13 protein-coding genes are annotated in these 14,436 nt (G+C 65.7%); 2 read left to right on the top strand and 11 right to left on the bottom strand.

The features are described 5' to 3' along the window. Positions 1-45: 45 nt before the first annotated feature. Entirely contained in the window at positions 46-843 is a 798-nt protein-coding gene (locus tag N2K99_RS01325) for a hypothetical protein (protein WP_260554704.1), read from the bottom strand. 239 nt (positions 844-1,082) lie between these two features. Between N2K99_RS01325 and N2K99_RS01330 the strand changes: the two genes are divergently transcribed. Continuing rightward, positions 1,083-1,919 (top strand): PhzF family phenazine biosynthesis protein, encoded by an 837-nt coding sequence (locus N2K99_RS01330; RefSeq protein WP_227934115.1) that lies wholly within the window; start codon positions 1,083-1,085, stop codon positions 1,917-1,919. On the opposite strand, the gene N2K99_RS01335 is transcribed toward N2K99_RS01330, so the two are convergent. From N2K99_RS01335 to N2K99_RS01355, 5 genes are all read right to left on the bottom strand, one after another. After that, complete coding sequence (locus N2K99_RS01335; RefSeq protein ID WP_227934116.1) at positions 1,885-3,576, bottom strand: cyclic nucleotide-binding domain-containing thioredoxin-disulfide reductase; 1,692 nt, start codon at positions 3,574-3,576, stop codon at positions 1,885-1,887. The two genes, N2K99_RS01330 and N2K99_RS01335, sit on opposite strands and share 35 nt — an antisense overlap. Positions 3,577-3,699: 123 nt before the next feature. Then, complete coding sequence (locus tag N2K99_RS01340; protein ID WP_227934117.1) at positions 3,700-5,193, bottom strand: amino acid permease; 1,494 nt, start codon at positions 5,191-5,193, stop codon at positions 3,700-3,702. Positions 5,194-5,506: 313 nt separating this feature from the next. Continuing rightward, on the bottom strand, positions 5,507-6,562 hold the full coding sequence (locus tag N2K99_RS01345; RefSeq protein WP_227924183.1) for a DNA polymerase IV: 1,056 nt from the start codon (positions 6,560-6,562) through the stop codon (positions 5,507-5,509). A 92-nt stretch (positions 6,563-6,654) separates the two neighbouring features. Continuing rightward, positions 6,655-8,370, bottom strand: a complete 1,716-nt coding sequence (murJ, locus tag N2K99_RS01350) for a murein biosynthesis integral membrane protein MurJ (protein ID WP_227934118.1) — start codon at positions 8,368-8,370, stop codon at positions 6,655-6,657. Between the two features lie 37 nt (positions 8,371-8,407). Beyond that, entirely contained in the window at positions 8,408-9,280 is an 873-nt protein-coding gene (locus tag N2K99_RS01355; RefSeq protein WP_227934119.1) for an aldo/keto reductase family oxidoreductase, read from the bottom strand. A gap of 115 nt (positions 9,281-9,395) precedes the next feature. Here N2K99_RS01355 and N2K99_RS01360 point away from each other — a divergent pair, with 115 nt between their 5' ends. Next, complete coding sequence (locus N2K99_RS01360) at positions 9,396-9,821, top strand: helix-turn-helix domain-containing protein (RefSeq protein WP_227934120.1); 426 nt, start codon at positions 9,396-9,398, stop codon at positions 9,819-9,821. Between the two features lie 10 nt (positions 9,822-9,831). Here N2K99_RS01360 and N2K99_RS01365 read toward each other — a convergent pair whose 3' ends face one another. The 5 genes from N2K99_RS01365 to N2K99_RS01385 form a co-directional block, all read right to left on the bottom strand. Beyond that, a complete protein-coding gene (locus tag N2K99_RS01365; RefSeq protein ID WP_227934121.1) occupies positions 9,832-10,980 on the bottom strand; it encodes a N(5)-(carboxyethyl)ornithine synthase in 1,149 nt (382 codons plus the stop codon). An 8-nt stretch (positions 10,981-10,988) separates the two neighbouring features. Continuing rightward, positions 10,989-11,135 carry a hypothetical protein gene (locus tag N2K99_RS01370; protein WP_227924133.1) on the bottom strand — a complete coding sequence of 49 codons (147 nt, stop codon included), beginning with the start codon at positions 11,133-11,135 and terminating at the stop codon, positions 10,989-10,991. Positions 11,136-11,237: 102 nt separating this feature from the next. Next, positions 11,238-12,779, bottom strand: coding sequence for an LTA synthase family protein (locus N2K99_RS01375; RefSeq protein ID WP_227924132.1), 1,542 nt, complete (start codon positions 12,777-12,779; stop codon positions 11,238-11,240). Between the two features lie 158 nt (positions 12,780-12,937). Continuing rightward, a complete protein-coding gene (locus N2K99_RS01380) occupies positions 12,938-13,960 on the bottom strand; it encodes an NADPH:quinone reductase (protein WP_227934122.1) in 1,023 nt (340 codons plus the stop codon). Positions 13,961-14,013: 53 nt separating this feature from the next. Next, positions 14,014-14,406, bottom strand: a complete 393-nt coding sequence (locus N2K99_RS01385) for a hypothetical protein (protein WP_227934123.1) — start codon at positions 14,404-14,406, stop codon at positions 14,014-14,016. Between the last annotated feature and the right edge of the window lie 30 nt (positions 14,407-14,436).

The raw sequence follows: 14,436 nt of genomic DNA on the forward strand, positions 1-14,436 counted from the left end.
CAACACTCCGGCAGGCAGCATCGGGCCCGCGGCTTCGAGGCGGGACTACTTAATGCCGAAGTCATAGCCGCCCTGAAGGTGCCCGAACCGCTCCCGAAGGAAGTTGCCCGTGTTGGTCAGCTCCGCGGAGGTACGGCGGTGTCGGCTGGCGTGCAGTGTCTCGGCCTGTCCGGCAAGGAGCTGCAGCTGCTCGACCAGTTCCTCGTTGGGGGTCCTTCCGCTCGCCTGTTTGGTCTCCAGCATCCGAGGCGGAATGGCCACGTAACTCCGCAGAACGCTCGGCAGATAGTCACGCACCGTGGCGGACAGTTCGTACTCAAATTGGGGATCGCCCAGCGGCTGCCGAGTTTCGGCGTCGATCACCGCGTCCAGCGTCTGGCAGGTTTCCAGAATGCTGGCGTACGCGTCAGCGGGTAGCCGGTTCTTGTTTCGCCTGGCGAGGGCGGCTGACCAGGCCAAAGCAGCGGACAGGTCCTCCGGCGGCGCCGATGCCCCTGGCTGGGCGGGGGCACCGGCCGCCCGATTCGCCGCGGGGGACTGGGTCATAACCTGGCCCTGCGGTCCCCGGACCCTGGGATGCAGCCACAGGTCCCGGAGCATGTAGGACCGCATGCCCGCTACAGCGATGAGTCCGAGAATCACAAAGAACGAAAGGATGAACTGCGCTGCGTTGCCGGGCAGGGCGACGGCCGCCAGGACGAGCGCAACGTACAGGCCACCCTCAAGGATCACCTTCCAGTTACTCCTGCGCACCCCGATCATCAGCACCAGGAGAGGCATAAAAGGAAAGAAGAGGAGGGCGACAGTGACTTTGAAGATGTTCCCCGCAGTAAGGCGAGACATCATGATCCTCTCGTGAATGGGTGGTGGCGGAGCCGCAAGCCACCTACGGCCAGATTACAACTAAACCCCGGTCATCGGCTGTGGACTCCGATCCCGGTTTAGGCTGCCCCAAGAGCAGATGTTCTACCCCTATATAACCGTCCCGGCAGACTTTGAATTCCCGGAGGTTGAACACCAGGATGGATTCGCGCGGGCCTCAGCGCCAGGCCCGCCGTCGGCCCCTGAACTACAGTGGCACCATGAAAGTGCGCCCCTACAGCGAAGTCGATGTCTTCTCCTCTGAGCCGTATCGGGGCAATGCCTTGGCTGTTGTTCACGATGCCGACGGCCTGAGTACCGAAGAGATGCAGCGGTTCGCCACGTGGACCAACCTCTCGGAGACGACGTTCCTCCTGGCCCCGAGCAGCCCGGAGGCCGACTACCGGGTGAGGATCTTCACCGCCATCGAAGAACTGCCTTTCGCCGGCCATCCAACGCTTGGAACCGCCAAGGCCTGGCTGGACGCCGGGGGATCGCCAAGGCTCGACGGAACGGTCATCCAGGAATGTGCGGCAGGGCTGATCCCGATCCGTGTAGCGGAGGATCAACTGGCCTTCGAGGCGCCGCCGCTGACCCGCTACGAACCCGTGGACGAGCCGCTCGTCCAACGGATAGCGGAAATCCTGGGAATCCCGCGGGTGAACATCCTTGATGCGTCGTGGCTGGTTAATGGTCCTCGATGGATTGGCGTCCGGCTTTCCTCGGCACAGGAAGTCTTGAGCCTGCAACCAGACCGGGCCAAGGCCGGTGACCTGGAAATCGGTGTGGTGGGGCCGCACGAGTCCACGGAGGAAACCCAGGTCGAGGTGCGTGCCTTCGTCGGAGGCGACCCCGTCTGGGAAGACCCCGTGACCGGCAGCCTGAACGCGGGCCTGGCCCGCTGGCTCACCGACACAGCTGTGGCGACCGCGCCCTACGCGGCCTCCCAGGGAACAGTTCTCGGACGCCAGGGACGGGTGCACATCAGTCTTAGCGACGGGAAAATCTGGGTGGGCGGACAGGTCACGGGCTGCGTCGAGGGGACGGTCCGGCTGTAGCGTGCAGGCTGGCAGGGTCGCTAAGGGCCCGGTGCACGGACGCGACGGCGCTGGACCCTTCGCCGACCGCTGCCGCAACGCGCTTCATGGAGCCGTGACGGACATCGCCGGCTGCAAATACCCGTGGGGTGGAGGTTTCAAAGGGCATAGGTTCACGGCCCAACGGCTGCCACTGATCCAAGGATTGGATGGCAATGTCGGTTCCGGTGCGGATGAAGCCTGCCGTGTCTCGGTCCAGGGTGGGCAGCCAGGCGCTGGCAGGGTCGGCTCCGATGAAGCAGAACAGCCCGCGTGCATCCACCGTGCCGGCGGTATCGATGCGGACCGAGTCCAGGGCGGAGCCACCGTCCAGGCCGATGATGTTCGACTCAGTATGGATAGAGATCCGGGAATTCTCCCGCAGGCGGTCCACGAGGTAGGAGGACATCCGCGCCCCAACCTCCCTTCCCCGCACCACCAGATGGACCTGGCAGCCATGGGACGCGAGATAGAGCGCGGCCTGGCCGGCTGAGTTTGCCCCGCCCACTACAACCACAGGGTGCCCTGCGACTTGGCGCGCCTCGAGGCTGGTAGCGGCGTAATAGATTCCGTGTCCCTCGAAGTCCTCCCACCCCTGAACTCCGAGACTTCGATAGGAGGCCCCGGACGTAATCAATGCGGTGCGGGTATGGAGGGTGGCGCCGTCACCCAGCGTGAGCTTGAGGCCGTCATTCATAGTCTCGAGCGACACCGCATCGCAGGGTGCCCAGATCCTTACCCCGAACTTAATTGCCTGCAGTGTCGCTTGGCGGATGAGGTCTCCGCCGGCCACTCCGAAGGGAAAACCAAGGAAGTTCTCGATTCGGGAGGTCGACGCCGCCTGGCCGCCGGGCGCGACGGCGTCGAGCACCACCGTGCTCAGCCCTTCGGAGGCTGCATAGATGGCCGCCGCGAGCCCGGCAGGTCCGCCGCCAACGACCAGCAGGTCCGTCGAGCCCTCCTGATGGGGCTGGTAACTCAACCCGAGACGCTCGGCGATAGTCCCCGGCGTCGCACGCTTTATCAGCTTGCCCTGGATGAGCGCTGCCGGCAGGTCCTCGGCTGCGATGCCGTGGCCGTCGAGGGCGCCCATGCCGTCCGCCGGGACGACGAAGACGGTATGGATCAAATCCAGGCGCTCAGCGAAGCGGCGAAGAGCCAGCAGTTCACTCGACGCTTCCGTCCCGACGAACTTGAGCGTCATGGCGGCAGGGCCTCGGCGAAGCGCTTCGCGGCGCTCCCACAGAGTATGCAGAACAATCCCGCCGAGATCATCGTCCTGGTTCATGACCAGCCGCAGATCTTCGCGGGCCAGGCGTCGAATGCGCCCGGATTCCTTTACCCGCGCCGACAGGAGTGCGGCCTGTCCGTTGAGCAGCCCGAGTTCACCGCCGAACGAGCGTGGCCCCAGGGTGCTGAGAACGGTTTCGTCGTCCCACCACAACGGGTCGCGAACCATTTCAATGGACCCTGATTCCACGAGGATCATTGGATAGTTCAAATCCCCTGCACGAAAGACATAGTCGCCGGCGTTGACGTCGGCGGATGCGGCCATGCCTAGGAGTCTTTCCCATTGCGGGTCGGAAAGACGAGGCACGTCACCGGTGCGCTGGGCGGGGTACTCACTGATATCCGTCATGTTGATCCTTCCGCAGGGATGGTGCTCATCCAGAAGAAACGCGGAGCTGGGAGGTGGATTGAGGATGCAGTGAGATTACCCGATTGGGCCCGGAAATGGATGGGCCGCCGGAACAGTCAGAGGCTACAACCCGGCGTCGCCGTCGCGGACCGCCGCGAGTTCCAGGACGCGGTCGCGGCAGAGCCGCCAGCCGAGCATCAGCGCGGGGATGATGACCACCAGGGAGGCGATGGTCCAGGTGCCCACCGGCGAATCGAAGGCCATCAGGATCAGCACGGCGAGAAGGAACGCGAGAGTGATCCAGCCGCTCACGGGTGCGCCGGGCATCCGGAAGGACGGGCGGGACAGTTCGCCGCGCCGGGCCCGCTTCGTCAGCTCCATCTGGCACAGGACGATCATGGCCCAGGTGCTGATGATGCCCAGGGACGCGACGTTCAGGACGATTTCGAAGGCCTGGGCGGGAACAACGGCGTTGAGGACGACGCCGAGCAGGGCAACGAACGCGGTCAGGGCGATACCGCCGTAAGGGACGCCCGCCTTGTTCATCCGCCCGGCGAACTTCGGGGCGGAGCCGGCAACGGACATGGAACGCATGATGCGGCCGGTGGAATACAGGCCCGCATTGAGCGAGGACAGCGCTGCGGTCAGGACCACCAGGTTCATGATCGCGTCCACACCGTCCACTCCGATGGAGCCGAAGAACGTGACGAACGGGCTTTCGCCGGCCTTGTAGGAGCTGTAGGGCAGCAGCAGCGAAAGCAGCACCAGGGTGCCGACGTAGAACACCGCGATGCGCACGATCACCGTGTTGATGGCCTTGGGCATGATCTTTTCGGGGTGCTCGGTTTCGCCTGCGGCCGTGCCGATGAGCTCGATCGAGGCGTAGGCGAACACCACGCCCTGCATTACGACGACGGCGGGCAGCAGGCCGTTGGGGAACATGCCGCCGTTGTCCGAGATCAGGCTGAAGCCGACCTGCTGGCCGTCCACCGGGGTGCCGAAGATGACGAAGCAGATGCCCACGATCAGGAAGGAAACCAGTGCCACCACCTTGATCAGCGCGAACCAGAACTCGAGTTCGCCGAACACCTTGACGCTGACCAGGTTCAGGCCCAGCACCAGGATCAGGGCGGCCAGCGCCCAGGTCCATTGCGGTACATCCGCGATGGGCGGCCAGTACTTCCGGAAGAAGTTCATATAGAGCGCGACGGCGGTGATGTCCACGATCGCGGTCATCGCCCAGTTGAGCCAGTACAGCCAGCCGGTGACGAAGGCGGCCTTCTCGCCGAAGAACTCGCGCGCGTAGGAGACGAACGAGCCGGAGGAAGGCCGGTGCATAACCAGTTCGCCGAGGGCCCGCAGAATCATGAAGGCAAAGAAACCGCAGACGGCGTAACTGATGACCAGCGACGGCCCTGCGGTGGCCAAGCGGCCGCCGGCACCCATAAACAGCCCGGTGCCGATGGCGCCGCCGATGGCGATCATCTGGACCTGGCGGGGCTTGAGTCCCTTGTGATAGCCCTCTTCCTCGTGGTGGAAGGTGGGTTCAGGGGCGTTCGCCGCACGCGCGGAGTCCGGGATCGCCGGCCTCTGCGTGACCGGTGATGGCTGTGTCATGGGGGGTCCTTTGCTTGCTCAGCCTCGCGGGGTGCTGCGGGCTGAAGGGTTCGGGGGGCTGCTCGCCGACGGGCAGCCCACCGGGGTTCGGGTTCCCTGTGCCGGATCAGGGCGTGGCGGCCCTAGGGCAGGGAAAGGCGGGGGTTCTTCGGTGTTCTGTCAGGCGCCTACTCAGCCTCTGAATCGCCGCAGAATGCGTTGAGGGGCGCTCGCAGGTGCTAACTCATGCTGTCCGAATGTTCGGATCCCTGACAAGTTCACCCGAAGACTATGGCAGTAGTCACACGGGAGCGTCAAAACGGGTGCGGACCCTTCACCACCCGCCGCGCGTAGGCGTGTGACCCTTCCGGGCGTCGTCGGGCATCGCCATTTCGGCCCGCAGGCCCAGCAGCCGGATCGGTCGGCCGGGTTCGATGGCACCGGCGAGATCCAGGGCCCTGGTGAGGACGTCCTCCCGGTCGAAGGTCTCGGGGATCTTCCGCGCATGCGTCTTGGTGGTGAACGGTGCGTACCGGACCTTGAGGGTCAGCCCGATCACCGGGCGCCCTTCAGCGGCCACATCCTTCAGGACCTGCGCGGTCAGCTCGCGGACGGCGTCGTCCACCTGCGCCGGATCGGTGAGGTCCTGCTGGAAGGTGGTCTCCCGACTGTGCCCACGGGCAACCCACGGGGTGTCGTCCACAACGCTGCTGCCGTCCCCGCGCCCGAGTTCGTTGTACCAAGGGCCCATTTTCGGCCCGAACTCCGGAACCAGTGTCTGCGGGTCGGCCGCGGCGAGCTCGGCAACAGTATTGATCCCCAGCTTCGCCAGCCGGCCCGAGATCTTGTTCCCGACGCCCCACAGCTCCTTGGTGGGCCGTCCGCCCATGAAGTCGAGCCAGTTCGCGGTAGTTAGGCGGAAAACGCCGGCGGGCTTGCCGAAATCCGTGGCGTTCTTGGCGCGGATCAGGGTGTCGCCGATGCCCACGCTGCAATGCAGTTGCGTGCGGTCCAGGACCTCGGCCTGAAGCTGGCGGGCGTAGGCCTCCGGATCCTCCGTCTCCACACCCACAAAGGCTTCATCCCAGCCCAATACCTGCACGACGGCGCCGGGTTGGGCGCGCAGGGTGGCCATCACCGTGTCCGACGCCTCGAGGTAGGCCTCGGCATCGACGGGCAGGATGACGGCGTCGGGCACCTTCCGGGCCGCGATCCGCAGCGGCATCCCGGACCCGACGCCGAATGCCCGGGCCTCGTAGGATGCGGTGGACACCACGGCACGTTCGGTGGGGTCGCCCCGGCCGCCGACGATGATCGGCTTGCCGGCAAGTTCCGGCCGCCGGAGCACTTCGACGGCGGCAATGAACTGGTCGAGGTCGACGTGCAGCACCCAGGGGATAGCGTTCACGCGACCAGTGTGCCCTAACGAACGCTGGGACGCACCGGCTTCCGCGCCGATCGGTTGCGGGGGCGCAGCGACGGTCAGTTACGGCCCCGCCGGACCAACATCTGCAGCGACCCGGCAAGCTGGCCCAACTCGGCCACCCGAAGCAGTTTCAGCATGCCCAGGTACACGGCACCCATAACGACGCCGCCCACGGCGAGCACCACAAGGGCATGGAACTTCGACTGCCAAAGGTACCCGCCGGCGTCGTACCCGCCGAACGCCCAGGACACGGCCGTCCCCGCGAGGGCGGCGACAAGGCCGGCAACCGTGAACCGGACGTGCACGTCAAAGACCTGCCCGGCACCGTAAGGACCAATCGCCCGCGCGAGGAAGAGATGACTGACGACGACGGCGATCACGTTGCCGAGCGAATAGGCGGCCGCGAGGGCGGGCACAATGAGCCGGGGATCGAGCATGCCCGCAAAAACGGCGAGAACGACACCAACTCCGGACAGGATCAGCTGGATTTTCAGCGGCGTCTTCACGTCCTCGCCGGCATAGAACACCCGGCCGAGAAGGAAATTGGCGCTCAGGAACGGAGCCCCGACGGCGAGAATGGCGATGATGATTCCGTTGAGGGTGGCCACCTCGGGCGATTCGCTGAAGAGCATTCCGAGCGGCCCGGCGAACGCCAGCAGGGCCGCCGCGCCGAACACCGTGGCGACACCGGTGATGCGCAGCCCCCGGGACAGCACCGCGCGTACCTCCGGAAGGTTCCCGCCGGCATAGGCAGCGGAAAGCTGGTTGAACATGACCGTGGCCAGCGACAGGGCGATCACGGCGTGCGGCAGTTGGTAGACCATGGCACCGATGTCCAGGTTCGCCAAGCCAGCGATCCGGGCCGGCCGGCCCTGGTCGGTGAGTGCTTGCCGGGAGTCGGAGGCGATAGTGGCAACGTAGAGATTGACGAAGTACAGGCCGTTGCCGACCAGCATCGTGACGATCGTGACGGATGCCAACCGGCCCGTGCGTCCAAGCCCCGTGCCGTGCAGCCCGAACTTCGGCTTCAGGCCCAGTTTCAGACGGCGAAGCGGAAGGAACAGCAAAAGCGCCTGAAGGGCGACGCCGAGCGTCATGCCTCCCGCCAGCAGGAACGTATGCTCCGGCGTCCACGTCTCAGGCGTATAGCCTTCCGACTGTTCGGCACCCATCAGCGACAGGAACACGACCAGCGCCCCGATGGACACCAGGTTGTTCACCACGGGAGCCCACATGTACGGACCGAAGGAGCCGTTGGCGTTCAGGATCTGGCCCAGCACGGCGTACAACCCGTAGAAAAAGATCTGCGGCAGGCACCAGTAGGCGAACGCCGTGGCCAAGGCGAGGTTGCTGCCCGTGAAACGCGTCGCCGCATTGATAATTAAGGGAGCCGCCAGCGTCACCACCGCCGTGAGGGCCAGCAACGCCGCTACGGAGAGGGTCAGGATCCTGCTGACGTAATCTGCACCCCGGTCCGGCTGCCGGCTGGCCCGGACAATCTGGGGCACCAGAACCGCGTTGAAAACCCCGCCCGCCACCATCAGGTAGATGAAGTTCGGCAGGGCGTTCGCGTAGGAAAACAGGTCCGATACCCCAGCCGAGGCGCCGATAGCCGTGGCCAGCAGTGCCGTCCGGACAAGTCCGAGCACCCGGGACACGACGGTGCCGGCTGCCATAACAGCGCTGGCCCGCGCGGTCGAACCGCTGTTCGGGGCCGCGCGGGTGTCCCGGTCTGCCTGGTTGGCATTCGTGGGCGCCGCGGTTGAGCTCATGGAGGCCATCGTTCCAGATACGCGGCAGGAACCCGCGCTACCCGCCGATGGTGTCCAGCTCCGCAACATCCTCCGCGGACAGCATCAGCCCAGCACCGGTCATGTTTTCCCGCAGATGCGCTACGGAGGAGGTGCCGGGGATAAGCAGGATGTTCTCAGAACGCTGCAGCAGCCACGCCAGGGCGACGGACATGGGGGTTGAACCCAGGCGTGCGGCGACGGCGGAGAGTTCCTCAGATTGGAGTGGACTGAAACCGCCCAGCGGGAAGAACGGCACGTAGGCGATGCCGTCCTGCGCGAGGGAGTCGATCAGGCCGTCGTCCTGGCGGAAGGCAAGGTTGTACATGTTCTGCACCGAGACGATGGGGGCAATGCTGCGTGCTTCGGCTACCTGCTCGGTCAGCACGTTGCTCACCCCGAGGTGCCGGATGAGCCCCTGCTGCTGGAGCTCCGCGAGTGTCTCCAGCGCTTCGGCGAGGGAACCGGGCACGGTTCCATGGGCGTCGCCCATCCGGAGGTTCACCAGGTCCAGTACATCCAGACCGAGTGTTTCCAGGTTCTCCTCGACGGCACGGCGCAGCTGGTCAGGCTTCCGTGCCGGCGTCCATCCGCCCTGGTCGTCGCGGTCGGCCCCCACCTTGGTCACCACATGCAGGGTTCGGGGGTAGGGGTGCAGCGCCTCGCGGATGAGCGAGTTGGTGATGTGCGGCCCGTAGGCCTCTGCGGTGTCGATGTGGGTGATGCCGAGAGTGACGGCCTCGCGCAGGACCGCGAGGGCGCCGTCGTAATCCAGCGGAGGCCCCATCACCCCCGGCCCGGCGAGTTGCATGGCCCCGTATCCAAAGCGGGACACCTCAAGGTCGCCCAAGGTCCAGGTGCCGCCGGGAAGCGATGTGGTAAGTGTGCTCATGTTCTGCCTTTCAGGGGTGGTGGTCCTTACTTCCGCAGTCCACTATGGAGACGCAACTTCCCAGCAGGAAGTAGGCACCTGAAAGTGCGTAAGTAACCCGGAAGGCAGGGCAGCAATGGCCACGATGACAGCGGCAGAGAAACGAGCGCAGGACAAGGCGGAGTACAACGCGTTCCTGGATGTATGTCCCAGCCGGCAGCTGCTGGACCGGATCTCCGATAAATGGGTAACGCTGGTCCTGGCCGCCCTCGGCAGCGGGCCGGACTGCGACGGCGATCCCCGCCCGCTGCGTTTCTCCGAGCTGTCCCGGGTGCTGGCCGGTGTAAGCCAGAAGATGCTCACCCAGACACTGCGCTCATTGGAGCGGGACGGTCTTCTCACCCGCACCGTCACCCCCACGGTGCCGGTGACCGTCAGTTATGAGCTGACCGATCTCGGGCGCTCCCTGCACGGACTAACCCGCGGCATCAAGGCCTGGGCGGAACAGCACATGGATGACGTCTTCGCCGAGCGCGCCGCCTACGACACCCGGGGCGCCTGACCCCTCCGGGCTAGGAACCCAGCGCCGCATGCGGGTAGGCGGGCTCCCGCTGCTGGAACTGCAGCACGTCCTCGTTGAGGATCACGCCGTCGCGGATTTCGATTGCCCGCCGGATGGTTTCGCTCTCCGTCCACGCCGCAGGACCGGCAATGACCGTTTCCAGGAAGGGCAGGAGCGCCTCGCTGATTTCCCAGCTGGCGGAGTTCCAAAGATAGGACGGGCTGTGATCGACGGCGTAGTAGTTGATGTGCTCGCCCACCTCGAACATCGGGTCGGTGAAGGTGGTGGATTTCGCCCACTCGAAGCCCATGCCTTCGTCGCAGGACACGTCCACGATCAGGCTGCCGGCCCGGAACGCCTCCAGGTCATCGGTGCGCAGGTAGGTCAGCGGGGCGTTGGGATCCTGCAAAGTGCAGTTGACCACGATGTCGCTCTCGGCAAGGAACGGGGCCAGCGGCACCCGCCCCTCTTCGGTGATGACCTCGCTGAGGAACGGCGAGTTGTCGTCATGGTCGAACTGGACAATCCGCGCCGAGTGGATCGGGGACCCGACCGCCGCGACGCCGCGGTTGGTCAGGACCTGGACGTCGTGGATGCCATGGGCATTCAGGGCTGTGACTGCGCCGCGTGCCGTTGCGCCGAAGCCGATGACGACGGCGCTGAGCCGACGGCCGTAGTCGCCCGTTGAGCCGGTCAGGCTGAGGGCGTGAAGGACGGAGCAGTACCCGGCCAGCTCGTTGTTCTTGTGGAAGACATGCAGGCCGAAACCGCCGTCGCCGGCCCAGTGGTTCATCGCTTCGAAGGCGATCAGCGTGAGCTTTTTGTCGATGGCGAGCTGGGTGACGGCGCGGTCCTGGACGCAGTGCGGCCAGCCCCAGAGGGTCTGCCCGTCCCGCAGTTCGGCCAGGTCCTCGGGCTGCGGCTTGGGCAGGAGGACGACGTCGGCCTCCGCCACGATCTGTGCCCGCGGGAGCACGGCGCCAACGAGCGGTTTCAGTTCCATGTCTGAAACGCCGAACTTCTCTCCGTAGCCTTCTTCCAGGAGCAGCTGCCGCCGAAGCTCCGGGGCGATGCGTTCCAGATGAAGCGGGTGGATGGCCAGCCGCCGCTCATCGGGCTTGCGTGTGCTGGACAGGACGCCGAGGGTGAGACGCTCCACGGGGCGGTTCACTTCTTTTTAGGCGGTGCGGGTTTGGCGCCGGCGGCCTTGTCGAGGGCGGGCGGAGCCGCGGCGGCCTTCTTATCGGCACGCTTTTCCTTGATGGACTTGCCGGACTTTTTCGATGCTGCTTGGCGCGGGGACTTGTCAGACATGTTCGCTCCTGTAGCGGAACCGAGGCGGTTCCTGACTCTGAACCATACATGCACCGCAGCCGGGCGCTTGGAGGCGGAGCCAACAGGGCCTGCTTGTGGGGCCTACCGCCCGGCCCAGGCCTCCGCGTAGAACTGCGGGGAAAGCGATTCCAGCAGTTCGATATACGCATCGCGCTCCATGGCCTGCGCCGATTCGGCCGGAATCTCCGAGGTGAAGGCGGATACGCCCAGCCCGGCCTGACGATCCTTGAGGGTCAGGCCTGCGGCTTCGAGGATGGTCGGGTACATGTTCAGCTGGTCCGCACCGGGGCGCAGCGGAGTGCCTGGTGCCTGGCCCGGAACCCAGACCCGGTTGAAGATAGTGCGGTTGGTGTGATGGTCCAGCTGCTCGTGGAAAGCGTCGCCGGCACTCATGTGCTTGAGATGGTCGCCCATGATCACCACAGCGGTGTCCTCGAGGTACCCCTGCTGTTCCATGTACTCCACGAATCCGGCCACCTCGGTCATGGAGCAGGCGAACACGGAGGTCACATTGTTCTCGGTATCCACGTCGCAGTAGTCGTAGACGTGCACCGGTTCGTGCGTGTCCAGCGTCAGCATGGAGAGGTTGAACGGCTTCCCGGTTTCCTCCGCCTCGGCGTGCAGCCTGTCGACCTCCTCCTTGGCATGTGCCATGAGGCGTTCATCGCTCAGGCCCCAGTCCTTGCGGAAGTTCTCTTGCGGTTCGCCGGCGTCGCGCCAGTCGGAGAGGTCCTTCACTTCGGAGTAGCCATGGGTGCCCAGGAAGGTGTCCTTCGCGGCGAAGGAGGCGTTGGCGCCGCCCAGGAAAACGTTGGTGTAACCCTGCTCTTCCAGGACATCCCCAAGGCAGGTTGACCCGCCCAGGTACGTGTCGCCGTCGTCGTCGAGGTTGCTCGCGTCGCTGCTCTCCTCGGAGGAGCCCACGCCCTTCAGGGGGACGCCGCACTGCGTGGAGACAAGGCCGGCCATGGTCCAGCCGCCGCCCTCGTACTGCTGGAAATTCTCCACGCTCTGCCACCCCTCGGAGGGCTGCGTGGTGTCCTTGAGTGGAACGAAGGCGTCCTTTTCGAAGAGCTGGTCATCCGCGAGGGTGGCTTCCCCGGACTCGAGGTAAATCAGCACCAGGTTGCGCTTCTGCTCCGCCCCGGTGACGGTCGGCTCCACGTAGTAGTCGCCGATGTTGTACTTGGAGTTCGCCGCCTTGATGTAGTCGGCCATGCCCACCGTGCTGGCGAAGGCGGTGGTGCCGCCAATGACCACTGCGCCCACGAGGACGGTGGAGACCGTGCGCATAATCCACGGCGGGCGGTTAGGAGCGGTGTCCTCCCCGTTGCGGCGCTTGCGGCGGCGGAAGTACTGCCACAGGGCGATCCCGCCGGTGAGGAGCAGGGGCAGGACGCCGACCCCCAGGATGCCGAGCCAGACAATGCCCCCGCCGCCGCCGTCGGTCTCCACCGAGACGAGGTTCAGGAGCATCTGGCCCACGGAGATTTCCCCCCAGAAGAACCGGATACCCGCGGCGGCAATAAGCATCGCCAAGCCGAGCCAGATCAGGACGTAGACCAAGACGCGTCCCATAACGACGCCGACCCGTCGGGTCACGTCAAGAATCTGGCCAGACATGAAGATACCTCGCGTTCCAGATGCCCGCCTTCTCGCCGAGCACCCTTGACATCCAACCCGATCTCGGGGTCAAAGAAGAATAGTACCGTCATGCTACCTGTTCAACCTTGGTTCATCCCTCAGGAACGGGCTGGACACCTCCGCGAAAGATCTGTGGTCTAGGCGCTTTCGTCACCAACGCGGATGAGGATCTTGCCAGTGATTCCGTTCTCGACGGCGTCGTGCGCAGCGGCGGTTTCCTCGAGGGGGAACCAGGTGAGGGGCAGTCCCGCGGACTCGCCGACGGGCAGCGCGCCGTCCTGCAGTGCTGCGGTGATGTCCTCTGCCGCGGCGTGCTGGGCCTGGGTTCCCACCGTATATATAAGGACGCCCTGCCAACGGACATTTTTCGCGAAGCTCGCAACGATCGGCGCCGTGAATTCCTCGCCGTTGTTGTTGGCGTAGTAGGCGATGCTGCCGTGGTTGGCGATTACGTCCACATCAAGGGCGGCGTTCTGGGCGGGGGACACCTCGACAATGTGGTCGACGCCGTCCGGGGCAAGTTCGCGGATCCGGTCGGCCTCGGCGTCGTCGGGGTAGCGGACGATGTGGTGGGCGCCGGCAGCGGTGGCGAGCTTGGCCTTCGCGTCGCTGCTGACCGTCGCGATCACGGTGGCGCCGGCCCAGGCGGCGAACTGGATGGCGGCATGGCCCACGGCTCCGGCGCCGCCCTGAACCAGGACGGTGCGTCCGGCGAGGGCGCCCGGGGCGAGCCGGGACGGGCCATGCTCGTGGACGGTGAGGGCGCGGTGTGCGGTCATGGCAGGGACACCGAGGCTGGCCGCGACGTCGAAGCCGATGCCTTCCGGGAGCCGCACCGCCCGGTCAGCGGGGAGAACGGTGAATTCCTGGGCGGTCCCGGTCGGACGGCCGTGGGCGGCGAGGTAGATCCACACCCGGTCGCCCACCTGAAGGTCGGTCACGCCCTCGCCGACGGCGTCGACAATCCCGGCGCCGTCCTGGTTCGGCACCACCTCGGGGAACGCCAGGCTGCTGCCGGCGCGGGCCTTCCAATCGGTGGGATTCACGCCCGAAACGGTAACCCGAACCCGCACTTCGCCGGGGCCGGGGGCGGCGGCGTCGCGGTCAACGAGGGAGAGGACGGACGAGGGGCCGGTGGCGGAGTACACGATTGCTTTCATGGGCGGTACAAGAAACCCGGGCGGAGTTCTATTCCCCGGTGCGGACAATCGGGTCAGGTGCTCGCCTGGGGCAGCTGCTGCTGGCCCCAATAACTGCGGGCATCCGGGCCGACGGCATCGTAGTCATCGCTGCCGAGGAAGCGCTCCTGTGCGTAAAGGGTGTCATTGGCGACGGTGGCAGCGTAGAGCCGCAAATCCCGTCGCTTGCGGTGCAGGTCCCGGGGGCGGGATTCGTGGACGTAGACCCCCGCCAGGGCGACCGCCTTGCTGATCAGCATGCTGGAACCGTCGGCCAAGCCAGGACCGTTGTAGAGCACCCAGCTTGCGACGGTCAGAACCTCCTCCAGCACCTCTCGGGGCGCTTCCCACGCCCACTGTGCAGCGGCGTCCTCACCGTACGAGAGCAGATCCGCAACGATGCTCACCCGCGACGTGCTCAGCGACATTGTTCCCCCATTTCCCCCGACCCCCGGGGT

The sequence above is a fragment of the Arthrobacter sp. zg-Y1110 genome (genome assembly GCF_025244865.1).
In the GTDB taxonomy this organism is placed as follows: Bacteria; Actinomycetota; Actinomycetes; order Actinomycetales; family Micrococcaceae; genus Arthrobacter_B.